The sequence below is a fragment of the Cohnella silvisoli genome (genome assembly GCF_021190915.1).
GTDB classification, from domain to species: Bacteria; Bacillota; Bacilli; order Paenibacillales; family Paenibacillaceae; genus Cohnella; species Cohnella silvisoli.
This window is the reverse complement of sequence record NZ_JAIOAP010000016.1, coordinates 179,720-201,709: the sequence shown is the minus strand read 5'-3', so window position 1 is coordinate 201,709 and position 21,990 is coordinate 179,720. Positions and strand designations below refer to the sequence as shown.

Below are 21,990 nucleotides of genomic sequence, written 5' to 3'. Positions count from 1 at the left end.
AGATTTCCCAATTCGTAAGACCCCTGGAAGAACACCAGGTTGATAGGCTCGGGGTGGAAGCGCGGTAACGTGTGCAGCTGACGAGTACTAATCGGTCGAGGGCTTATCCTAACGAATAGACACGTAATACAATTGATACTCACCTTCTTCCGAAGCAGACCCACACGTAAGTGTGGTGTCGACCAACGCTTTGTTTCGCATCCAGTTTTCAAGGCGCAAGCCTTGAGTCTTTATTTGTTGTTTGAACGGTTCGATTGTAAGTCGAATCACGTAAGTAAGTGTGGCGGTGTAGCTCAGTTGGCTAGAGCATTCGGTTCATACCCGGAGGGTCGGGGGTTCGAATCCCTTCGCCGCTACCATACCCCCTTTTCATTATGGAGGCTTAGCTCAGCTGGGAGAGCATCTGCCTTACAAGCAGAGGGTCGGCGGTTCGATCCCGTCAGCCTCCACCATAATAGTACGGAGCTGTGGTGTAGTGGCCCAACATGCCTGCCTGTCACGCAGGAGACCGCGGGTTCGAATCCCGTCAGCTCCGCCATTATTTTTCCAAGAAGTATGGCTCGATAGCTCAGCTGGTAGAGCAGAGGACTGAAAATCCTCGTGTCGGCGGTTCGATTCCGTCTCGAGCCACCATTTTTTATCCGGTTTACCAGACCGGCTTGTAATGTGGAGGATTAGCGAAGTGGCCAAACGCGGGAGACTGTAAATCTCTTCCTTCGGGTTCGGTGGTTCAAATCCATCATCCTCCACCAGTTTTCGAGCCATTAGCTCAGTTGGTAGAGCACCTGACTTTTAATCAGGGTGTCGAAGGTTCGAGTCCTTCATGGCTCACCACTCGAACAACCACCCAGACGCGCAAGCGTCTGTTTTTGTTTAACATATAAGAAAGATAAATGTGCTGGGTATAAGCGTAGATGATAACCTTGGTAAGCATCTTGGGATGGTAGCTGTCTCGGCCTCCACCTGGATAGGCAGAGGTGAAAATGTCGTCGCTCAGCCGATTCACGGCTGGTCCATGGTATATTGAATGTACAAAGAAATCGTTCCTTTCGTAAATGGTTGGGTGGCACCTCCATTTTACCAAAGAACGGTTTCTTTTTGCGTTCTTATGGGCTTATTTTGCTTTAATCGATGAAAAAAGAGGGGGTGTATCTTCTGTAGGAGCGACAGCGTTTGCCTTTGGAATCGTGAAATCTCCTTGTTACGAGTTTACCTAGTCAGATTTCACGATTCCAACCTGAACTGTTTGGATACTCCTTCTCCTACTACGCCGTATAAAACAACGAAATGAATGTAAACTAACGGTGATCGAATACGGCTCAAATCTAATTTATAGTATAATGGTTACTACTAAATGGGATGGAAAACAAGGGGAAGAGGGAACGAATGCCTACTATACTGGTTGCTGACGACGATGCGAACATTCGCGATCTCGTCTGTTTGTTTCTACGCAACGACGGATTAGAAACAGTCGAAGCCGCGGACGGTAAGGAAGCTCTGGACGTCTATAACTCGACGCCCGTCGACCTTGTCGTGCTCGATATTATGATGCCGATTATGGATGGCTGGACGTTATGCCGAGAGCTTCGGCGAAGCAATCCCGATCTTCCGTTGCTCATGCTGACAGCGCGAGGCGAAACATGGGAGAAAGTGAAAGGGTTCCAATTCGGGACGGACGATTATTTGACGAAGCCGTTCGATCCATTGGAGCTGACGGTTCGGGTTAGGGCATTACTGAAACGATACCGGATCGGTTCGACGCAGGCTATTCGATTCGGCAACGTTATCCTTGATCGGCAGACTTATAAGGTGACGAGAGGGACGGAATCGTTCACGCTGCCGCTTAAGGAGTTCGAACTACTCTATAAGCTCGCTGGAACGCCCGGACAAATTTATACGCGCGAGCAGTTGATCGATCAAATTTGGGGGATCGATTACGCTGGAGATGATCGAACGATAGACGTACATATTAAACGCCTGCGCGAACGGTTCGCGACTACACCCGATTTTCGTATCGAAACGGTGCGTGGGCTTGGCTACCGGCTTGAGGTGTACGAGTGATAAGATCTTTATATACACGCGTCGTCCTGACATTTCTAGTCTCCGTGATCGGGGGCACTGTCATTGCTTTTTTTGTGGCAACTTGGTTATTTAATGATCAATTGAACGAGAACTCAAAAGTCACTTTGCGTGATTTCGGCCAGGACATCGTCCGTATTTACGAAACATTTCCGCTGCAGGAAGCGGACTCGTATGTGAGTGGAATGAAGCAGCTCAATTCTTATCATATTCGAATTTACGATGAAACGGGCCAGTTCCAGTCTTACGGAGTGCTTAAAGGACACTCCACTGTGACTAAGGAACAAATAAAGAGAGTACTAGATGGAGAAGTCGTTGAAGTCAATACGACTGTAACTGAACTTAGTCTCCTAGGTTTGCCGTTGCAAACGGAAACAGGAACGAAAGCGATGTTTGTGGTGCCGCTTACCCCTTCCTCTTCTTTTCTCATTACATGGGTATTGAACTTTGTGGCGTATTCGTTGTTAGCAGGAAGTTTATTGATTCTGATTGCCGCTATATTCCTGGTAAGACCGCTCAAGGAGCTGACCGAAGCGACAAAGCGGATTGCAGCTGGGGACTTCAACGTCAAGCTGAATATTAAACAAAAGAGCGAGCTGGGAACGTTAGCCCGCAGCTTCGAGGAAATGATGCACGATCTGCAACAACTTGAACAGATGCGGCGGGACTTTGTTGCCAACGTGTCGCATGAAGTTCAGTCGCCGCTCACCTCGATATCCGGTTATGCTATAGCGCTCAAGAAAGTAGACATCGCGGATAATGAGCGAAGCCGTTATCTCGACATTATCATCGCCGAAGCGGAGCGGATGTCCAAGATGAGCGATAGTCTGCTAAAGCTGAGTTTGCTTGAATCGCAGTCACAGCAGATGCGCCTGGGAACACTACGTCTTGATGAACAGATTAGACGAGTCATCGTCGCGATCCAGCCGCAATGGTCGGCTCGCAACATCCGTTTCGAGCTCAATTTGCCGACCGTTACCCTAACGGCTGATCACGACCTGTTAAATCAGGTATGGACTAATTTACTTGGCAATAGCATCAAATTTTCTACGGATGGCGGAGTTATTAACGTCAGCATCAAACAAGATAACAGAAATGTGACAGTCCGAGTATCCGACGCTGGTATTGGCATTTCGCCTGAAGATCAGAAGCAAATATTCGAGCGGTTTTTTAAGGCAGATCGTTCCCACAGTCGTAAGTATGACGGTAGCGGTATGGGACTCGCAATCGTTAAACAGATCGTATCGCTTCATCAAGGCGACATCCGAGTGGAAAGCGAACCCGGTCGTGGAACGACCTTCATTGTCACCTTGCCAATCACAACGCCAACGGAATAGTTAGATACATAGGGTACAAATCGGATTGTCTACGCCGCGTTCTCCATGCTACGGCTCATTTGCAAGCTTCCTTGCAGGTGACGTCGCAGCATTTTTTTGCTTGTTCATACTCCGTTCATATTGTCGTCACGAGGAGTACATCTTCATCGTATAAGCTTTCCTTAACGACCCGTAAGGCAGCCCAATAAACAGATGATGACAGGAGAAGATGAGAATGAAACCAAAAGAGGAAATGAAAATAAGGAAGGGTTCGAGAACAAATAAAATACTAAAGATTCTGCTTAAAATAATAGTAGCGGTAATTATTGCATTAGGACTTTTTCTAGCCGTTGTTTATATCGTTAATATAGTCTGCAACAAATCAGAGCAAGGAAAAATACAATCCTATGGTCAATTAGTACCTGTAGATGGAAAAAATATGAATGTTTTGATTCAAGGACAAGGCGAAGAAACAGTAGTGCTGCTACCTGGTTATGGAACAGCAGCACCAGCACTAGATTTTAAGCCATTAGTAGAAGAGCTATCACCATTTTACAAAGTCGTCGTGGTTGAGCCTTTTGGTTATGGATTAAGCGATGGAACCGAAAAGGAACGAAGCACAGCGAATATTGTGAGTGAAATTCATGAAGCCTTACAAAGTCTTAATATTGACCGATATATTCTAATGGGTCACTCCATTGCAGGCATTTACGGACTAGATTACGTGAATAAATATGAGAACGAAGTGAGTGCGTTTGTCGGGATCGACAGCAGCGTTCCGACGCAAGGCGGTATGGATGCTGAATTTCCAATCGGAACTTTTAAACTACTCAAAAAGTCAGGTTTCGCCAGATTGGTAATGAAACTAAGTGCTGACCCCTATGCTGGACTACCATTTGATGATGAAACAAAAGAACAAATGAGAATTCTTACTCGCAAAAACATGTATAATCCTAGCACCGTGAATGAAATGGAAAATTTTAATTCTAATTTTACAGCAGCACAAAACTTAGCATTCCCAAAAAACCTTCCCCTTATTTTATTTATACAAACGAATAATACAGATGTTGAAGGATGGATACCTCTGCATGAAGGACAAGTAAAAGATTCTGCACATGGTAAAGTAATTAAATTAGAAGGAGAGCATTATTTACACCATACCCGATCAAAAGAAATCGTTGAAAACTTTAGGATGTTTATGGAAGAAGTAAAATAAGAAAAGACAAAACGCCATGCTGCAGCATCCCTTGCAAGCTTCCTTACATGCGATGCTGCAGCATTTTTTTGCGCCCGTTCATATTCAGTTCATATTGACGTCATTAGGAGTACATCTTCGTCGTGTTATGGGACAGCATTTTTTGTTTAACCATAGAGAGTATATTTTCAGACGTATTCGTTTAACGTGAAGCGTTATTCCCTTCGTGCGAGATGGTATGCCGCAAGACTTCAAGTCATTCGTCGATGTGCACGATCGTTTCATGCGGACGGTACACAGACAGCAGGCTGCCTTCAGCGTTTACCGCGAAAAGCACGGAGCGTTCTTGCGCCAAGAGGAAGGAATAGCGCTTTCCAGACCGCGTATCTCTAACCTCGATGTTAGCATCGACCGCGTACTCAGATACGAAAACGAACAGTGCGCCGTCCTTGAAGCGAAGTAAACGACCATACACCCCTGGCAAGCCGCCTCCTGAGATCCATTCGAGCTCGCGGCTGTAACCTGCAACGCCAAGTACGTACTCGTATAGCCTCGCAAGCGGTTCGATCCGCTCGTTCAGCTCTAGGGGCAGCGGGCTCCAGACTAAACGGCCGCCGCCCTCCAATTGCATGTCGACAAGAGCAGCCGCGCCGACCTGTCCATCAGAAGGAACCTCCTTGAACACTTCGGCGATTCGCCGATCGCCGAAGGAAACCGGGATGACCGAACCGCCAATATTCAGCGCTTCTTCCCTAAGCACGTTGGTCAGCATGCGCGGACCTAGCTGATTCGCGAGCCGATCCTTCGGCCGCCAATAGGCGTCGATCCCGAGCGGACCGGTAGCAAGCAGAGTCGCGCCGGTCTTCGCCGCGAAGGATCAAATCGAGCTGCTTAAGGACAATATTTTATACCGGTGGATGACGGACCGAATCAGCAAAGAACAGTGGAAAATCCGTTCCGATTTTTTGCAGCTCCGCTTGAACGAACCGGCCGTCGTTGCGGCAATCCTTAAGTGCGATCCGGATAAGAGGGCAACTCTGTCCGCTGAACCCTTTTCCGTGCGGGAGCAGGCCTCTAGCTATATGGCACGGAATGGGGTTCCGTTCCTATGCTTTCAAGACATAGACGATCAACTCGTGCTGATTATGGGGATGGGGGAAACGTCTGAGGAGGCCAAAACGCGAATCCGTCATCATCTCACGCAGCTTGGAGATCAGTTGGAGGACCGATTGGGGTTTCGGCTTTTCACGGCCGTAGGCTCCTTCGAAGCGAGTTTCGAGCAAGCTCCGACGAGTTATCAGAATGCCCTGCTGACGCTGGATTACGCGCTTCTTTTTCCAAATGAGCGGCTTTTGATTTACGATAGCGTCACTTCCACTTCCGAAAAAAAAGACACGTTGCTGACCGAACCGGAAAAGTACGCCCGTTTGCTGCTCGCTCACGATGAAGAAGCGATATTCAAGCAGATCGATGACGATTTCGAAGCTTTCTCGCAAATCGGGGGGATTAAGCCCTCCGAGCTCCGCAATGCCGCCGTCGAGATGATCATTCAAATGAAAGGGCTGCTGAAGGATTTCAAGCGTTTCCAGATTATTTCCCATGCGTATCACGACATCATGAATCAAGTTTTTCGATCGACTTCGCTGGAGCAATTGAAAAGCCATGTGCGGTTTATCGCCGAAGAAGTTTCGCAAGCGTTGAGCGGCAGGCAGGAGCAAAGCCCTGTCATCCGGCAAATCGTCGAATTTGTCCATACTTCTTACCGCGAGGATTTTTCGCTTAAGACGTTGGGGCAAACCTATCGGGTCCATCCGGTTTATTTAGGGCAACTGTTCCAGAAAGAAATGAATCAAACGTTCTCGGACTACTTGAACCGATACCGTGTCGAGAAAGCGCTGGAGCTTATGAAAAACACCTCCATGAAAACGCACGACATTTCCGAAGCTGTAGGTTATTGGGATACGGCGCATTTCTATAAGCAATTCAAAAAGTACGTCGGGGTTTCTCCCGCGCAATACCGAAAGCTGTTATAAAAGAAAAAGGCTCTCCAACGAGAGAAAAATTGGGTATGTGACCGATGATGGTGGGGGAATGTTAAGTAGAAACCGCATCACCGGAGGAATGGCCATGATCTATTTATACGCTTTGGCGTTCGCGTTCGCAGTCGTTATTCTACTCGTGCCCTTTGTCCGGAACGTCGCTATTCGCGTGGGGTTCGTGGATCGGCCGACCAAACGGAAAATCCACGATGAGCCAGTCCCTTTATCCGGGGGAGTGGCTATATTTGCTGGCGTCATGGTGACGTCCTTCCTGTTCATGGGCCACCCTTCGCTATTTCGAGCGCTTCTATTAGGCGGAATTGCGCTCGTTGGCATCGGATTGGCGGACGACGCTTATAAGTCGAGGAGCATGGAGTTCCCGGTGTGGCCAAGGCTGCTCGTATACATAGCCGTTGCTATAATTCCCGTGTGGCAAGGGATTTCGATACAAGGCATTTCTTCTCCCACTACATCGGCCATGATTTTATTTTCCCCGCCGGTAGCTGCATTTTTTACGGTGATCTGGGTGTTCGCGCTTATTAACATGCTCAATTTCATTGACGGAATAGACGGGTTGGCTTCAGGCGTATGCGTCATTTCCGCCTTAACTCTGTTCGCGGCATCCCTAATCGCCAATCATGCGGATACGGCAATAGTGGCCGTTGCTTTAGCGGGTTCATGTCTGGCTTTCTTGGCCTATAACTTCCATCCAGCGCGTATTTTCATGGGAGACGCGGGCGCGACTTTCCTTGGCTATACGCTCGCGGTAACGGCAATTGACGGGACGCTAAAGGGGGCGACCCTCTTATCCTTGTCGGTTCCGATGTTGGCGCTGGGCGTACCGATACTGGATACCGCCATCGTCTTGGCGCGCAGGCTGCTTGAAGGCAAAGGCTTGCATCGCGCGGATAACCTTCATACTCATCACAGCTTGATGAAATGGGGGCTTACCCAGGTACAAACGGTGTCCTTCCTTTATTTGATAGCTGCCGTATTCTCCCTGCTCTCCATCGTTGTCTTATTGGTGCTGCGCTGAGTATCCGTCCCTTGGATGTATCAATTATGGTACAATTACGCATATAACGTTTATCTACGCGGACAAGGGGCTTCAACGATGAATAAAACTAGGCTGCAGCAATTGGGGCAACTTTTGAATGCGTCTGTCGTGTCTAAGGTAGTAACGGGAGCCGAGTGGGAACGTGAAGGCGGCAAAAAGCACCCGGAGGTTGGAGATGCCCTTCAACTGAAGAAGGTGTGCTGGATGGTCACGCGCGTGAACGGTTCGGAGCTGCAATGCATTGAAATGACGGCCGTCTTGACGCCGCTCGAGATGCAGCTGTTAGGGTGGGCGATTCAGCAAGGCGGAACTCGTCCGATATCGGGCGCATCGGATTTGGAGCGGCAAGCGAGACGTCTTGGGGAATGGATTCAGCAATCGGTTACAGCGGGCGAATGGCGCGCGGAGGTTCCGGATCGGATGGAGCTTCGCAATCGTTTGTTTGATGGTATGGTCCCCTTTCTGCTCTTGTGCGAGCAAGGCGAAGAAAAGGAGCCGGCGTACGGCGAATTGGAGAAAACGATCCGCTCCTTTATTTCGGATGAAACTTTGCTCATTCCTCTCCGGGAGCATGAGTGGCTTATTCTAAGCAGCGATAGAGTATTAACGGAAGCGGATAGCGATGGAGATGAAGTGCTGGGGCATGAGGAGACTAAAGAAGTTTTGTCCACTTTGGCGGAAGGCCTCCATCAATTAATTACCGGTGAATGGGGCGGAGAGTGCCACATCGCGGTAGGAGAGCCGATTGTTCCGTCCGAAAGCGTCGTTCGCATTGTCGGAACGCTGCGGGAGACGATATTTCTCGGTCGCAAATTCCATGTCGGGATGCAAATTCATTTACCTTGGCTCGTTCATCTGGAGAGGCTGCTCAGCGGCATACCGGAGATGGTGAGATCGCGTTTTGTCGAGGAAATGATGGGCAGGCCCGATTTGTTCACGGATTCGGAGACGGTATCGACGCTGGACGCTTTTTTCTCGATGGATTGCAATGTCAGCGAAACTGCCAAAAAATTATATATTCATCGCAATACATTATTATACAGATTAGATAAAATCAAACACGAAGCGGGCTTGGACGTACGTTCGTTTAATGACGCGGTATTAGTTCGGATATTATTGCTATTGTACAAAGTCACGAAAAGGAAATGAATTTTTTGTACGCTTTGTGCATAGTCATTTGGCACGAGTCTAAGGTAAGATAATGTTGTACCTTCAAACGAAGTTTAGGGGGAAATATCATGGCAGGCGTTCGCTTAGAAAATGTGTGGAAAAAATATGCAGGCACCGACAAAGCATCGGTAACCGACTTTAACTTGGATATCCAAGATAAAGAATTCCTCGTTCTCGTTGGTCCTTCCGGTTGCGGTAAGTCGACCACGCTGCGTATGATCGCAGGTCTTGAAGAAATTTCCGAAGGCAAGCTGTATATCGGCGACCGCGTAGTGAACGACGTAGCGCCGAAAGATCGAGACATCGCAATGGTGTTCCAATCCTACGCCTTGTATCCTCATATGAACGTGTACCAGAACATGGCATTCGGTTTGAAATTGCGTAAATTCCGCAAGGACGAAATCGATCGCCGCGTACGCGAAGCTGCTCGTACTCTTGAAATCGAGCACTTGCTCGAGCGTAAACCGAAAGCTCTTTCCGGGGGCCAACGCCAACGTGTTGCCTTGGGTCGCGCTATCGTTCGGGAACCGCAAGTTTTCTTGATGGATGAGCCTCTTTCCAACTTGGATGCTAAATTGCGTACGCAAATGCGCGCTAACATCAGTAAATTGATGAAACGTCTAGAAACAACTTGTATCTACGTAACCCATGACCAAACGGAAGCAATGACAATGGGCGATCGTATCGTAGTTATGAAAGACGGCTTCATTCAACAATCCGCAACTCCTGAAATTCTATACAACCACCCGGTTAACCTGTTCGTTGCTGGCTTCATCGGTGCTCCGTCGATGAACTTCATCACTGGCCAACTGGTAGAAGACGGCGGATCCGTTCGTTTCCGCGCTACAGGCTTTAACGTTGAAATTCCTGAAGGCAAAGCGAAAGCGCTGCGCGGCAAGGGTTACATCGGTCGTGAAATCATTCTCGGCGTTCGTCCGGAAGATTTGCACGAAGAGCCGGTATTCATCGAAGCTTCTCCGAACAGCGTTGTTAATGCAACCATTGAAGTATCCGAGAACCTCGGTCACGAGATGTTCCTCTACTTGAACGGTCTTGGCAAAGACAATGTAATCGCTCGTGTCGACGGTCGTTCCGGCCTTCGCGAGAACCAAAACGTGAAACTCGCGCTCGACATGAACAAAATTCACTGTTTCGACAAAGACTCCGAACTTAACATTTTCGAAAGCTAATATATGATTTAAGCGGAAACCGTTCGGCCGATGGCCGGGCGGTTTTCTTCATCTATAAACCTCTAATTGATTTGTGGGTTTTTTTTCGTTACGATGAGAAGGGGAAATAAGGAAAAGGAGCTGTACGATGGCTAAAAAAGTGAAAGTATCTGAGCTCGTGCAGCAATTTCACCTCGAAATTGTCGCCGGAGAAGATGGATTGCGTCGAACAATCGTAACGGACGACTTGAATAGGCCCGGCCTCGAGATGGCAGGCTATTTCAATTATTACCCGGCGGACCGGGCACAGATGCTCGGACGGACCGAACTTGCGTTTCTGGAGACGTTAACGACGGAAGAGCGGCGCGATCGCATGGAGCGCTTATGCCATGAGGAGACGCCTTGTATTATCATTACGCGGGGACAAGACATTCCGAGCGAGCTAATTGAAATCGCTAACGAACGGCACTTTCCGGTGCTTAGAAGCTCTGTAGCGACTACGATTCTGCTTAGCCGAATTACGAATTTCCTGGAGAAGAAGCTTGCTCCTTCGGCGACCATTCACGGCGTATTAGTGGATGTCTACGGAGTAGGGATGCTCATTACCGGGGGAAGCGGAATCGGGAAGAGTGAAACCGCACTGGAGCTCGTCAAGAGAGGCCACCGGCTGATTGCCGACGACGCGGTGGAAATTCGCCAGACGTCCGACAATAATTTATTCGGAACCGCGCCTGATTTGATTCGCCACTTGCTGGAAATTCGCGGCCTTGGCATCTTGAACGTAATGACATTGTTCGGAGCGGGCGCTGTCCGCAATCAGACAAGCATTAGCTTAGTCGTAAAGCTTGAAAACTGGCAGCAGGATAAACAATACGACCGTCTAGGGTTGGATGAAGAGACGACCAAGATTATCGAAACGGAAGTGCCGTTGTTAACCGTTCCGGTTCGTCCAGGACGAAACTTGGCAGTTATATTGGAAGTTGCGGCGATGAATTTCCGTCTGAAACGGATGGGATACAACGCGGCCTTGCAATTTACGAATAAATTGACCGAGGCGATTTCAGAGGACGATTACGAATAAATTAACGGAGGATGACCATGTTCCCTTTACTCTTGGATCCGATTGCGTTTACGCTTGGGCCTTTGACGGTGCACTGGTATGGCATCACCTTAGGGCTGGCGGCGTTGGCGGGACTGCTGATCGCAGTTCAGGAAGGCAAACGTTTCGGATTAAGCCCCGACTTTTTTCTGGATTTAATGCTTTATGGCGTGCCATCGTCGATCATTGCCGCCAGGTTATATTACGTAGCTTTCAAATGGGGATATTACAAAGATCATCTTGGGGAAATCATTCAGATATGGAACGGCGGCATCGCTATCTACGGTGCATTGATCGGAGCATTCCTATGCGGGTACTTCTATATCCGTGCCAAAGGCTTCAATTACTTGCGTATCGTCGATATATGCGTTCCATCGCTCTTGATTGGCCAAATGATCGGCCGTTGGGGAAACTTTATCAACCAAGAAGCTTACGGCGGCCCGGTGGAGCGGTCTTTTCTAAGCGATACGTTACATATCCCGACTTTCATCGTAAATCAAATGAACGTAAACGGCGTATACCATCACCCGACGTTCCTGTATGAATCGTTATGGAGCTTGCTCGGCTTGATCATCCTTTTCGTTATTCGCCGCCTGAAGTCCCTGCGCGCGGGAGAGCTCTTGTTTACTTACTTGATCTGGTATTCGATCGGAAGATTTTTCATCGAGGCGCTTCGCACGGATAGCTTGGCCTTCCAAGGTCCTGCCTGGCTTGCGAAACTGATCGATGCGCTTTGGTCGCCGATGACAACCGCTTTCGAACAGGGTTACTTGAACCCGGCCGAAGGGAATATTCGCAGCTCGCAGTTGCTGGCCTTGATTCTCGTAATCGCGGGTATCGTATTCATCGTCGTGCGCCGCCAATTCGGCTGGGCCAAAGAACGGTATAACGATCCGCTTATTAACCATAAGCGGGCCGCAGGCGTCAGTGAGAGCGATATCGTAATTCCGCAACAAACAGAAGCCGTGCAAGAGGAAACGGAGACAACCAAGAATGACGCAGAGAAGGAAGATCACAACCGTCCTGTTTGATTTGGATGGGACGATAATCGATACGAACGAATTGATTATCCAATCCTTTTTCCATGCGCTTCGCGGGGTCTCTCCCGAAGGGTTAACGAGGGAGCACATCATCCCTTACATGGGACAGACATTGAAGTCGCAGCTTCAGCATTTCTCCGGTTTGGAGAACGTGGACCAACTCACGGAAGCTTACCGGGAGTACAATCACCTTCGGCATGACGAAATGGTATCGCTGTTTCCCGGAGTAGCCGAGGTTGTCCCTAAGTTGCGTAACGCGGGAATCAAGCTCGGAATCGTTACGACGAAGATGCGTGCGACGACACTAAGAGCTTTGGAGCTTCTGGGTCTTCAAGAAAGCATGGGAACGATCGTGACCCTAGACGACGTAGAGCATGCGAAGCCGCATCCGGAACCGGTAACGAAGGCGATTCAGGCATTAGGCTCGGATCCAGAGGAGACGCTGATGGTCGGCGACAGCTCCGTGGATATGGAATCCGCGATTGCTGCAGGCGCAGTGCCCATAGGGGTTGCTTGGTCATTAAAAGGGGAAGAGTATTTGTTCAAATCCGGAGCGAAACATGTGTTGCGCGAAATGAATGAACTTCTTGCCCTATGCGGAATTGAGGGTGTCGACGCTTGAGGAACGTGGAGCGGTATCCGGTAGAAGGACCGAACGCGCTTTGGCAAATGTACCGGACGATATCGCGCTTCAAAGCGGTTCGTAACTTCGTGTTCATTCAGATAGCGCGGTATTGCCCGAGTTTGCCCGTGAAAAATTGGATCTATAGACGTGTCCTCGGCATGAAAGTCGGACGCCATACGGCGTTCGCGCTCATGGTAATGGTGGACGTCTTTTTTCCGGAGCGGATCACGATAGGCGACAATTCGATCATCGGATACAACTCCACGCTGCTTACTCATGAATACCTAATCAAGGAATATCGTTTGGGGGATATCCGAATCGGATCGGGTGTCATGATCGGGGCAAACGTCACGATTTTGCCGGGAGTAACGATAGGCGACGGAGCCGTCGTCGCTGCCGGATCGGTCGTTCATAAGGATGTTGCGCCGGGCGCACGAGTGGGTGGAAACCCTTTAAGAGAGCTTTGACGGGAAATGCCGGTGTCACGCAGGTTGGGAATGGATAGGCCGCTTGGTTGCCTCAAAGGGCGCCGGGCGGCTTTTGTCATACTGGTGAAACTTCATAGATGCAGGATTGACTGAGGGGGAGCGGCGTGGTAATATACGACTAAACTCTTTATTTTGGCAGCATGGTAACTTGGTAGTGCTTTAACGCATTAAAGTAAATGATCGTGAATTGTGAGATAGAGATGAGGGCACGCGAGAATGACGAAACCTAAAGTATTCGAGAAACCGACGGGCGTCAAAGATTATCTTCCTCATGCGGTCACTAAGCTGCGCCGCATTGAACGCAGCGTTCTAGAGTGCATGCGTCTGTGGGGATACGAGCAAATTATGACGCCGACAATCGAATATTACGATACGGTAGGAGCGGCTAGCGCCACATCCGACCGAAAACTGTTTAAGCTGCTCAACCAACGCGGGACGACGATCGTTCTGCGTCCGGATATGACGACTCCGATCGCGAGGGTGGTCGGATCGCTGCTTAAGGATGAGCCTTTTCCGATTCGGCTTAGCTATCACGGCAACGTGTTCCGGGCTTTCGAAGAAGAGGGGGGCCGGGAAGCGGAGTTTTACCAAACCGGCGTCGAGTTGGTCGGCGATTCATCGCCCGAGGCGGATGCGGAAGTCATCGCGCTGGCGATTGCTTCTTTGAAGGCTGCCGGGGTGCCTTCTTTCAAGATCGCGATGGGCCATGTCGGCTTCCTAAACGGTTTGTTCGAGGAAACTTTGCCTGGACTGACAAGCGAGCAGGAAGCGTTGAAAGCGTGCTTGTTGCAGCGCGATCATGTAGGCTACCGGGATTTTATCCGTAAGCTGTCCCTTGATGCGAATTGGCAGCGGGAGCTTGAAGGTATTTTGCGGCTTCGCGGGGGCGAGGAAGTGTGCGCTCAGGCCTTAGAGCTAAGCGCAAACGCGGGTGCCCAAGCGGCAATCAAGCATCTTTGCGCAGTATGGGACGTTCTGGCCGCTTACGGTATACAGGAGCACGTATTGATCGATCTGACGATGATCGGGGACTTTTCCTACTATACGGGAATGACTTTCGAAGGTTATGCCTCTCATCTGGGTTTCCCGGTATGCAGCGGCGGGCGGTATGATAACCTGCTTGCCCAGTTCGGGCGGCCTGCGCATGCGACGGGTTTTGCTTTGAAAACAACCCGAATTCTCGAGGTTGTGGAAGAGGTCGCGGATGAGCGGGATCGAGTGCTTGTCGTGTATGATCCGTCGCAGCGTCGTTCCGCGCTAGCGGATGCGGATCGACGTCGGGCGCTTGGCCAAGCGGTCGTGACCGAAGTATTCTCATCCGATAACGCGCAGGAGCTGGCGGCTGCGAGGCTCTCGGCGCTTACGGGCAGTTTCACTTATCGGGGCACGTTATATCATGCTTTGGCGGAAATCGGCACGGATAAGGGGGAGTTGGCGTGACGGACAACGGCGTGTTGAAGGTTGCCATGCCCAAAGGGCGCATTTACAAGCAGGCAAGCAAGCTGTTCCGGCAAGCGGGCCTTCCGATTCCGGAAGATTTCGATGACTCCCGGCGGTTAATTATTCCGGTACCCGAAGCGAACATGGAATTCATCATGGCGAAACCGGTCGATGTGCCTACCTACGTCGAATATGGCGTAGCGGATATCGGGATCGTCGGCAAAGACGTGCTGATGGAAGAAAATAAAGACGTGTACGAGCTGCTGGATTTGGGAATCGCCAAATGCCGGATGTCGGTTATCGGGCTGCCGGACTGGAAACCCGCCATTCATCCGCGGGTAGCGACGAAATATCCGAGCGTAGCTTCTCAGTACTTCCGGGAGCAAGGCCAGCAGGTGGAAGTGATCAAGCTTAACGGATCGATCGAGCTGGCGCCGCTGATCGGCTTGGCCGACCGGATCGTCGATATGGTGGAAACCGGGCAGACGCTGAAGGAGAACGGCCTGGTGGAGATGGAGACGTTGTTTCAGGTAACGAGTCGGCTCATTGCCAACCGAGTGAGCTACAGGTTGAAAAATATTGCGATTCAAGAGTTGTGCGATCGGCTGGGAGTCGCTATTTCGGCTAGGGTTTGAGGGAGGCGGCTTGAGGTTTAGCTGTAACGGTTAAAAGGGTCGTAATAGCAGCGAATATTCGTTGTAAGGGTTCGGTAACGGTCATTTTGATTGTTACACGCACCGAGCAGTTGATGGCCAATCGAAGGGTTAGAATTGACTCAGGTGCAAATGAGTTTAATTGATTGTTGTGGGTAGGAGGGATTAAGCTTGTATATTGGAAAAGCGGCGAACTTTCGGCTAGAGCGGGAAAGCGAATACGGTTCACCGGAGCAGAATGCGGCAGTCAAGGAAATCGTGGACGCGATACGCCGGGAAGGTGACGATGCGCTTCTGCGCTATACTGCGGCATTCGATAAAGTAACGTTGACGCCGGAGCGGCTGCGGGTTACGGAAGAGGAAATCCAAGGGGCATATGCGCATGTGGAACCCGAGTTTCTAACTGCGCTTCGTCAAGCGGCGGCGAATATTACGGCGTTTCATGAGAAGCAGAAACGCGGAACTTGGATCGACGTTGCGGAGGATGGCACGATGTTAGGCATGGTGCTCAGACCGCTGAAGCGGGTCGGGCTATACGTGCCCGGCGGCAAAGCGGCGTACCCTTCGTCGGTGCTGATGAACGTGCTTCCGGCGAAGGTGGCCGGCGTGCCGGAGATCGTGTTAGTTACGCCCCCGTCGACCGGGGGGCGGGAAGGCATCGACCCGTACATTCTGGTAGCGGCCGCGGAAGCGGGCGTGACGGAGATGTACCGGGTCGGCGGTGCGCAGGCGGTAGCTGCGCTGGCTTATGGGACGGCGAGCATCCCCGCCGTCGACAAGATTTGCGGGCCCGGCAACATCTACGTGGCGCTGGCGAAACGCGCCGTGTTCGGCGCGGTCGACATCGACAGCATCGCGGGCCCGAGCGAGATTGTCGTGCTGGCGGATGACAGCGCGGATCCGCGGTATATTGCCGCGGATATGCTGTCGCAAGCGGAGCACGACGAGATGGCGTCGGCGGTGCTGGTGACGCCGTCGCAGGGGCTTGCCGACGCGGTCGCGGCGGAGCTTGAGCGGCAGGTGGCTACGCTGCCGCGGGTTGATATTGCTCGGCGCTCGCTGGAGCAATACGGCGCGATCTTGATCGTGGACAGCCTGGACGAAGGACTGGATGTCGTGAACAAGCTGGCGCCGGAGCATCTGGAAGTGATGACGGAGGATCCGCTTGATCTACTAGGACGGATCGAGACGGCGGGTGCCATCTTCCTTGGTCCTTACTGCTCCGAACCGGTAGGCGATTATTTTGCCGGGCCGAACCACATTTTGCCGACGAATGGGACTGCTCGATTTTCCTCGCCGCTGAGTGTGGACGATTTTCTGAAGAAATCCAGTTTGATCCGATATAGCAAGAAAGCTTTGTTAAGAGACGCGGCAGGGATCGCAACGCTTGCCCGCCATGAAGGGCTGGAAGGTCACGCCCGCGCGGTGGAAATCCGATTGGAAGGCAGGGAAACAGAATGAGCGAAGAGCAAGTAAAATCAGGCCGCAGCGCGGCAGTGTCCCGTAAGACGAACGAAACGGATATTCAGTTGTCGCTTGGCGTAGATGGATCTGGAGCTGTATCTATTGAGACGGACGTGCCTTTCTTAAACCACATGCTGGACCTGTTTGCTAAGCATGGGCAATTCGATTTGAAAGTAGAAGCTCGCGGAGACGTGGATATCGATGATCACCATACGGTAGAGGATATCGGTATTTGTCTAGGGCAAGTTCTTCGTGAAGCGCTCGGCGATAAAGCCGGAATTAAGAGGTATGCGAGCGTATTCGTTCCGATGGACGAGGCGCTTGCGCAAGTCATTATCGATGTGAGCAATCGTCCGCACTTTGAACTGCGCGCCGAATTTCCTTCCGCGACCGTCGGGAGCTTCTCGGTTGAGCTCGTACACGAATTTTTGTGGAAACTTGCGCTTGAAGCACGGATCACGCTGCACGTCATCGTGCACTATGGGCGCAATACGCACCATATGATCGAAGCCGTGTTCAAAGCGCTTGGACGCGCCATCGACGAAGCGACTTCGATCGACCCTCGCGTGAAGGGCGTGCCTTCTACCAAAGGGGTGTTGTAAGTGATCGCTATTATCGACTACGGCATGGGAAATCTGCACAGCGTCAGCAAAGCCGTAGAGCGACTAGGCTGCGATATGGTCGTAACATCCGATCCTGATCAGATTCTGGCTGCGGACGGCGCGATCCTGCCTGGCGTCGGCGCTTTCGGCGACGCGATGGCCAACCTTCGGGAAACAGGGCTCGCGGATACGGTCAAAGCCTATGCCGCTTCGGGTAAACCTTTGCTTGGTATTTGTTTGGGCATGCAATTGCTGTTCACGGAAAGCGAAGAGCATGGCGTTCATCAAGGTTTGGATTTGCTGCCTGGGCGGGTCGTTCGTTTCCAAGGGAACTACAAGGTTCCGCATATGGGTTGGAACGAGCTGTCATTCGTTCAGCCAAGCCCGCTGTTCGAGGGAGTCGAGCCGGGCCACGTTTATTTCGTTCATTCCTATCATGCGCTGCCGGAGCAGAGCTCGGATTTGCTCGCCGTGACGGACTATTACCAACCGGTTACCGCAATCGTCGGCCGGGGGTCGCTATTCGGAATGCAGTTTCATCCGGAAAAAAGCGGCAAGCTGGGCATGGCGCTGCTTGAGCGGTTCGTCGGGTTGGCGGGTTCTCGGTAATTCTGATGTTCGACGCGAATCTCCGAGACTCTGGAGCCCCGAAGCGCTAAATAACTGCAAAAATACAGTAAGTTAAGAGCTGATTTTGCGGTTGTTCGGGATTAGATGCAAAAGTACATGTAATAACGGGAATTAGCGCGAACGGTGCTTTACCGGGGGGCGGTTAACTGTACTTTTGCAGCTAATTCGATATTTTGCAGACTTTCGGGGGAATTAACTGTACAACCGCAGTTATTGCGTGACGACACGTTGCAGGGGATCCTAGAATCTTGCGTCTGCAGTAATCCACCTTAATCCACCTTATTCCACCTTTTTCCGCCTAGGAAACAAACAGTTATACACGGAGGTCATACGAGAATGTCCAAGTTTGTCATCTACCCTGCGATTGATATTCGCGGCGGCAAATGCGTCCGCTTAATCCAAGGCGATTATAACCAAGAAACGGTATACAACGAAGACCCTGTTGCGGCTGCTCGCGACTGGGAAGCTCAAGGAGGACAATGGATTCACCTTGTGGATTTGGATGGGGCCAAAGCTGGTCACCCCGTCAACGACGAACTGATTGGGCGAATTGCCAAAGCTGTCGACGTACCGGTACAAGTCGGCGGCGGCTTGCGCAAGGACGAAGACGTGGAACGGTTGCTCGGACTTGGCGTTTCCCGAGTTATTCTGGGCACGGCAGCAATCGAAGATCGGGCGTTCGTTAAGCGCGTTTTGAACAAGTACGGTGCGGCAATTGCTATTGGAATCGATGCGCGGAATGGTCTTGTAGCGACGAGAGGCTGGCTAGAAACTTCCGAAGTCAAAGCGGAAGATCTTGCCGTAGAGTTGGCTGCTGAAGGCGCGCAGACGTTTATCTTCACCGATATTTCCCGTGACGGGATGATGGGCGGACCTAACGTGGAGGCTATTTTATCGCTCGCGCGGGTATCAGGCCGTTCGGTCATCGCATCCGGCGGCGTAAGCAAGCCTGCGGATCTCGACAATCTCGCGGTTCATGCCGAAGAAGGCATCGGCGGAGCCATAGTAGGCAAAGCATTATATACGGGCAGCATTAGCTTGGCTGACGCGGTACACAAGTTCAAATAAACTCAGTTAGTCCGTGCGAGAACGCGAAGAACAAAGAAGGAAGGGACCAACCCTTATGCTAGCCAAACGGATAATCCCTTGCCTCGACGTGAAAGACGGTCGGGTGGTGAAGGGCGTTAATTTTGTGAATTTGCGCGATGCCGGGGACCCGGTGGAACTGGCTGCCATCTATGACCGTGAAGGCGCGGATGAGCTGGTTTTCCTGGACATATCGGCATCGGTGGAAGGCCGGGCGACTATGGTGGACGTCGTTCGCAGGACGGCGGGGGAGATCACGATTCCCTTTACGGTTGGCGGAGGAATATCCGCTGTCGAAGACATGAAGCGATTGCTGCGGGCCGGTGCGGACAAGATCGGCATTAACACGGCGGCGATCCGCAATCCGGACCTTATTACGGACGGCTCGCGGACTTTCGGAGCACAGTGTATCGTCGTTGCCATCGATGCGAAGTTTAACGCGGAGTGGGGCGAGTGGGAAGTGTTCACCCACGGCGGCCGCAATGGGACGGGCATTCGCGCGCTTGCTTGGGCGCAAGAAGCGGAACGCCGGGGAGCAGGGGAATTGCTGCTGACTAGCATGGATGCGGACGGAACGAAGGATGGCTTTGACATCGCATTGACCCGGGCGGTATCTAACAGCGTCGGCATTCCCGTCATCGCATCGGGCGGAGCGGGCAATGCCCAGCATTTCGCTGACGTATTCGCGGATGCGAACGCTGATGCGGCGCTTGCCGCAAGCATTTTCCACTATAAAGAAGTATCGGTGCAGGAAGTCAAAAACACGCTGCGCGACAAAGGAGTGAACGTACGATGACACAGAGCGAATCGACGGCGCAATTGTTGGGCCAAATTACTTGGAGCGCGGACGGGCTCGTTCCCGCCATAGTGCAGGATGCCCTCAGCAAAGAAGTGTTGATGCTTGCCTATATGAACAAAGAATCGCTTCAAAAGTCGCTCGAGAGCGGACAAACCTGGTTCTGGAGCCGTTCCCGCAACGAGCTGTGGAACAAAGGCGCGACTAGCGGCCACACCCAGCAAATCGTCTCGCTGCATTACGACTGCGATGGCGACACTCTGCTGGTGAAAGTACGGCAGAACGGTCCCGCATGCCATACGGGAGCTTATAGCTGCTTCTACCGGGAGGCTGAGGTGAACGGGCAAGCCGCAACAGGACCGTCGCAACAAGCCCATGAAGATCGCTTCGGTCCGCTGAGCCGTCTGGAAGCAACGATCGCCAATAGGGACGCGGAACGTCCGGAAGGTGCCTATACGACCTATCTGTTCGAGAAAGGCGTAGACAAAATCCTCAAGAAAGTCGGGGAAGAAACCGCGGAAGTGATTATCGCCGCCAAGAACCGCGACAGGGATGAGTTGCGCTGCGAATCGGCTGACCTTATTTTCCACCTGTTGGTGTTGCTGCGGGAGCAAGGGGTTCCATTCGACGGTGTGCTGGAGGAGTTGGAATATCGGCATCGGAAGCCGGTAAAGAAAGATTAGGCTGTACGGTTCTGACGCCCATCATCTCGTTAAAATCGGTCAAAAAAGCATGGACGCGCAAACGATGTTGAAAAACGTCGGATACAAGCAATTGGCAACATTTGAGCGGCGCAAACGGGTCATGAAACCTTTTTGAAATCTAGCCGTACTCATGTATAATGTAGGTTGACTGACGGTTTTCGACACGTGGATGTCGAATTGCCGAATTTGGAGGGGCTCATGTACAGCAGCAGCAAGCTTCGTATCTTTTCGGGATCATCGAATCCGTTATTGGCTGGCAAGATTGCCGAGCACCTCGGATTGCCGCTAGGGAAAATTAAGCTTTCCCGTTTCAAGAGCGGCGAAGTGTACGTTCACTTCGAGGAGACGATTCGCAATTGCGATGTCTTCATTGTTCAATCGTTATCGCATCCAATCAATGACTATTTCGTTGAGTTGCTGGTCATGATTGACGCTGCCAAGAGGGCTTCCGCCCGTACCATCAACGTTGTGCTGCCTTATTACGGGTACGCGCGGCAAGAACGGAAAGCAGCTCCGCGCGAGCCTATTTCCGCGAAGATGGTAGCCGACGTTTTGACGACGGTAGGCGCTCATCGAATCGTCACGATTGATCTGCACGCCCCAGCGATACAAGGCTTCTTCAATATTCCGGTAGACCATCTGACTGCTCTGGACTTAATCAGCGACTATCTGAAATCGAAGGATATTCGCAATCCAGTAGTCGTCTCGCCTGATGCGGGCCGCGCTTCGACGGCTGAGAAGCTGGCGAACCAAATGGATTGCGCATTCGCGATCATGATCAAGAAACGCCCGGCGCATAATGAATCGGTCATCACCCATGTTATCGGGGATGTCGAGGGTTGCACGCCGATCATCATCGAGGACATGATCGACACCGGAACGACGATCGTGAACGTCGTGGAAAGTTTAAAGGAACGCGGCGCGGAAGACGTATATGTGTGCGCAACCCATCCGCTGTTCTCGGGTCCCGCTCTTCAACGGCTCGATCATCCGAATATCAAGGAAGTGGTCGTTACCGACTCCATCCTGTTGCCGGAAGACCGGTCTTCGCGCTTCAAGGTCATTACCGTTGCGCCGATGTTAGCGGAAGCAACGCGCATTATTATGGAGGGCGGCTCGATCAGCACGCTCTTTAAGAACGCAGGGATTTAAGAAGCGGGAATCATAACAATAATAGGAACCATTATCGAATGCTCGGCATTTGTTGATGGTTCTTCTTTTCTATTGTCCAGCAGACGTATAAACCAGCCCCAAGGACGGCGAGCCGTCGTAGTTGGGCGTTTTTATTTTATGGACGGCTCTGGTGTGTTATAATCGTGGTTGATGGAGTTCCAGAAC

The 21,990-nt window shown here is 51.3% G+C and carries 21 protein-coding genes, 6 tRNA genes, 1 rRNA gene and 1 pseudogene; 27 read left to right on the top strand and 2 right to left on the bottom strand.

Translation table 11 applies throughout. From position 1 onward, the window contains the following. From K7P76_RS25810 to K7P76_RS25780, 7 genes are all read left to right on the top strand, one after another. Positions 1-111 (top strand): 23S ribosomal RNA (locus K7P76_RS25810); the annotation flags it as partial. 171 nt (positions 112-282) lie between these two features. Further along, positions 283-359, top strand: a tRNA-Met gene (locus tag K7P76_RS25805). A gap of 17 nt (positions 360-376) precedes the next feature. Then, positions 377-452, top strand: a tRNA-Val gene (locus K7P76_RS25800). 9 nt (positions 453-461) lie between these two features. Beyond that, positions 462-538: transfer RNA gene (locus K7P76_RS25795), tRNA-Asp, on the top strand. 19 nt (positions 539-557) lie between these two features. Further along, positions 558-633: transfer RNA gene (locus K7P76_RS25790), tRNA-Phe, on the top strand. Positions 634-668: 35 nt separating this feature from the next. Next, positions 669-752 (top strand) — tRNA-Tyr (locus tag K7P76_RS25785). A 6-nt stretch (positions 753-758) separates the two neighbouring features. Beyond that, positions 759-834: transfer RNA gene (locus K7P76_RS25780), tRNA-Lys, on the top strand. Positions 835-868: 34 nt separating this feature from the next. Here K7P76_RS25780 and K7P76_RS33865 read toward each other — a convergent pair. Beyond that, positions 869-1,009 (bottom strand): annotated as a pseudogene (locus tag K7P76_RS33865) (transposase); the annotation flags it as partial. A 377-nt stretch (positions 1,010-1,386) separates the two neighbouring features. On the opposite strand from K7P76_RS33865, the gene K7P76_RS25775 reads away from it, so the two are divergent. The 3 genes from K7P76_RS25775 to K7P76_RS25765 all read left to right on the top strand — a co-directional run bounded on the left by K7P76_RS25775 (position 1,387) and on the right by K7P76_RS25765 (position 4,611). After that, the gene (locus K7P76_RS25775) at positions 1,387-2,061 is read left to right on the top strand and encodes a response regulator transcription factor (protein WP_232188885.1); all 675 of its coding nucleotides are present in this window, start codon (positions 1,387-1,389) and stop codon (positions 2,059-2,061) included. Beyond that, complete coding sequence (locus tag K7P76_RS25770; RefSeq protein WP_232188884.1) at positions 2,058-3,416, top strand: sensor histidine kinase; 1,359 nt, start codon at positions 2,058-2,060, stop codon at positions 3,414-3,416. Before K7P76_RS25775 ends, K7P76_RS25770 begins: the two co-directional genes overlap by 4 nt. A 214-nt stretch (positions 3,417-3,630) precedes the next feature. After that, entirely contained in the window at positions 3,631-4,611 is a 981-nt protein-coding gene (locus K7P76_RS25765) for an alpha/beta hydrolase (RefSeq protein ID WP_232188882.1), read from the top strand. A gap of 235 nt (positions 4,612-4,846) precedes the next feature. On the opposite strand, the gene K7P76_RS25760 is transcribed toward K7P76_RS25765, so the two are convergent. Further along, positions 4,847-5,362 (bottom strand): hypothetical protein, encoded by a 516-nt coding sequence (locus tag K7P76_RS25760; protein WP_232188880.1) that lies wholly within the window; start codon positions 5,360-5,362, stop codon positions 4,847-4,849. Positions 5,363-5,507: 145 nt separating this feature from the next. On the opposite strand from K7P76_RS25760, the gene K7P76_RS25755 reads away from it, so the two are divergent. The 17 genes from K7P76_RS25755 to K7P76_RS25675 all read left to right on the top strand — a co-directional run bounded on the left by K7P76_RS25755 (position 5,508) and on the right by K7P76_RS25675 (position 21,804). Next, positions 5,508-6,623, top strand: coding sequence for a helix-turn-helix domain-containing protein (locus K7P76_RS25755; RefSeq protein ID WP_232188878.1), 1,116 nt, complete (start codon positions 5,508-5,510; stop codon positions 6,621-6,623). A 94-nt stretch (positions 6,624-6,717) separates the two neighbouring features. Then, positions 6,718-7,665: an MraY family glycosyltransferase gene (locus K7P76_RS25750; RefSeq protein WP_232188876.1), complete on the top strand. Its 948-nt coding sequence runs from the start codon at positions 6,718-6,720 to the stop codon at positions 7,663-7,665. Between the two features lie 78 nt (positions 7,666-7,743). Next, the gene (locus tag K7P76_RS25745; protein WP_232188874.1) at positions 7,744-8,835 is read left to right on the top strand and encodes a PucR family transcriptional regulator; all 1,092 of its coding nucleotides are present in this window, start codon (positions 7,744-7,746) and stop codon (positions 8,833-8,835) included. An 89-nt stretch (positions 8,836-8,924) separates the two neighbouring features. Beyond that, entirely contained in the window at positions 8,925-10,046 is a 1,122-nt protein-coding gene (locus K7P76_RS25740; protein ID WP_232188866.1) for an ABC transporter ATP-binding protein, read from the top strand. A 127-nt stretch (positions 10,047-10,173) separates the two neighbouring features. Beyond that, entirely contained in the window at positions 10,174-11,106 is a 933-nt protein-coding gene (gene hprK / locus K7P76_RS25735; protein WP_232188865.1) for an HPr(Ser) kinase/phosphatase, read from the top strand. 11 nt (positions 11,107-11,117) lie between these two features. Then, positions 11,118-12,155 carry a prolipoprotein diacylglyceryl transferase gene (gene lgt, locus K7P76_RS25730; RefSeq protein WP_232188863.1) on the top strand — a complete coding sequence of 346 codons (1,038 nt, stop codon included), beginning with the start codon at positions 11,118-11,120 and terminating at the stop codon, positions 12,153-12,155. Then, positions 12,118-12,786, top strand: a complete 669-nt coding sequence (gene ppaX, locus K7P76_RS25725) for a pyrophosphatase PpaX (protein WP_232188853.1) — start codon at positions 12,118-12,120, stop codon at positions 12,784-12,786. The genes lgt and ppaX overlap by 38 nt, the downstream gene beginning before the upstream one ends. After that, entirely contained in the window at positions 12,783-13,256 is a 474-nt protein-coding gene (locus tag K7P76_RS25720) for an acyltransferase (protein WP_232188851.1), read from the top strand. The genes ppaX and K7P76_RS25720 overlap by 4 nt, the downstream gene beginning before the upstream one ends. 237 nt (positions 13,257-13,493) lie before the next feature. After that, entirely contained in the window at positions 13,494-14,717 is a 1,224-nt protein-coding gene (locus tag K7P76_RS25715; RefSeq protein WP_232188842.1) for an ATP phosphoribosyltransferase regulatory subunit, read from the top strand. A gap of 26 nt (positions 14,718-14,743) precedes the next feature. After that, positions 14,744-15,352, top strand: a complete 609-nt coding sequence (hisG, locus tag K7P76_RS25710; RefSeq protein WP_232188915.1) for an ATP phosphoribosyltransferase — start codon at positions 14,744-14,746, stop codon at positions 15,350-15,352. A 189-nt stretch (positions 15,353-15,541) separates the two neighbouring features. Further along, positions 15,542-16,831, top strand: coding sequence for a histidinol dehydrogenase (gene hisD / locus K7P76_RS25705; RefSeq protein WP_232188840.1), 1,290 nt, complete (start codon positions 15,542-15,544; stop codon positions 16,829-16,831). Continuing rightward, the gene (gene hisB / locus K7P76_RS25700) at positions 16,828-17,436 is read left to right on the top strand and encodes an imidazoleglycerol-phosphate dehydratase HisB (RefSeq protein WP_232188838.1); all 609 of its coding nucleotides are present in this window, start codon (positions 16,828-16,830) and stop codon (positions 17,434-17,436) included. The genes hisD and hisB overlap by 4 nt, the downstream gene beginning before the upstream one ends. Next, the gene (gene hisH / locus K7P76_RS25695; protein ID WP_232188837.1) at positions 17,437-18,045 is read left to right on the top strand and encodes an imidazole glycerol phosphate synthase subunit HisH; all 609 of its coding nucleotides are present in this window, start codon (positions 17,437-17,439) and stop codon (positions 18,043-18,045) included. A 357-nt stretch (positions 18,046-18,402) separates the two neighbouring features. Continuing rightward, positions 18,403-19,134, top strand: a complete 732-nt coding sequence (gene hisA / locus K7P76_RS25690; RefSeq protein WP_232188834.1) for a 1-(5-phosphoribosyl)-5-[(5-phosphoribosylamino)methylideneamino]imidazole-4-carboxamide isomerase — start codon at positions 18,403-18,405, stop codon at positions 19,132-19,134. Between the two features lie 55 nt (positions 19,135-19,189). Continuing rightward, positions 19,190-19,948, top strand: coding sequence for an imidazole glycerol phosphate synthase subunit HisF (hisF, locus tag K7P76_RS25685; protein ID WP_232188832.1), 759 nt, complete (start codon positions 19,190-19,192; stop codon positions 19,946-19,948). Then, positions 19,945-20,631: a bifunctional phosphoribosyl-AMP cyclohydrolase/phosphoribosyl-ATP diphosphatase HisIE gene (gene hisIE, locus K7P76_RS25680; protein WP_232188829.1), complete on the top strand. Its 687-nt coding sequence runs from the start codon at positions 19,945-19,947 to the stop codon at positions 20,629-20,631. The genes hisF and hisIE overlap by 4 nt, the downstream gene beginning before the upstream one ends. A 219-nt stretch (positions 20,632-20,850) precedes the next feature. After that, positions 20,851-21,804: a ribose-phosphate diphosphokinase gene (locus tag K7P76_RS25675; protein ID WP_232188827.1), complete on the top strand. Its 954-nt coding sequence runs from the start codon at positions 20,851-20,853 to the stop codon at positions 21,802-21,804. Positions 21,805-21,990: the final 186 nt, after the last annotated feature.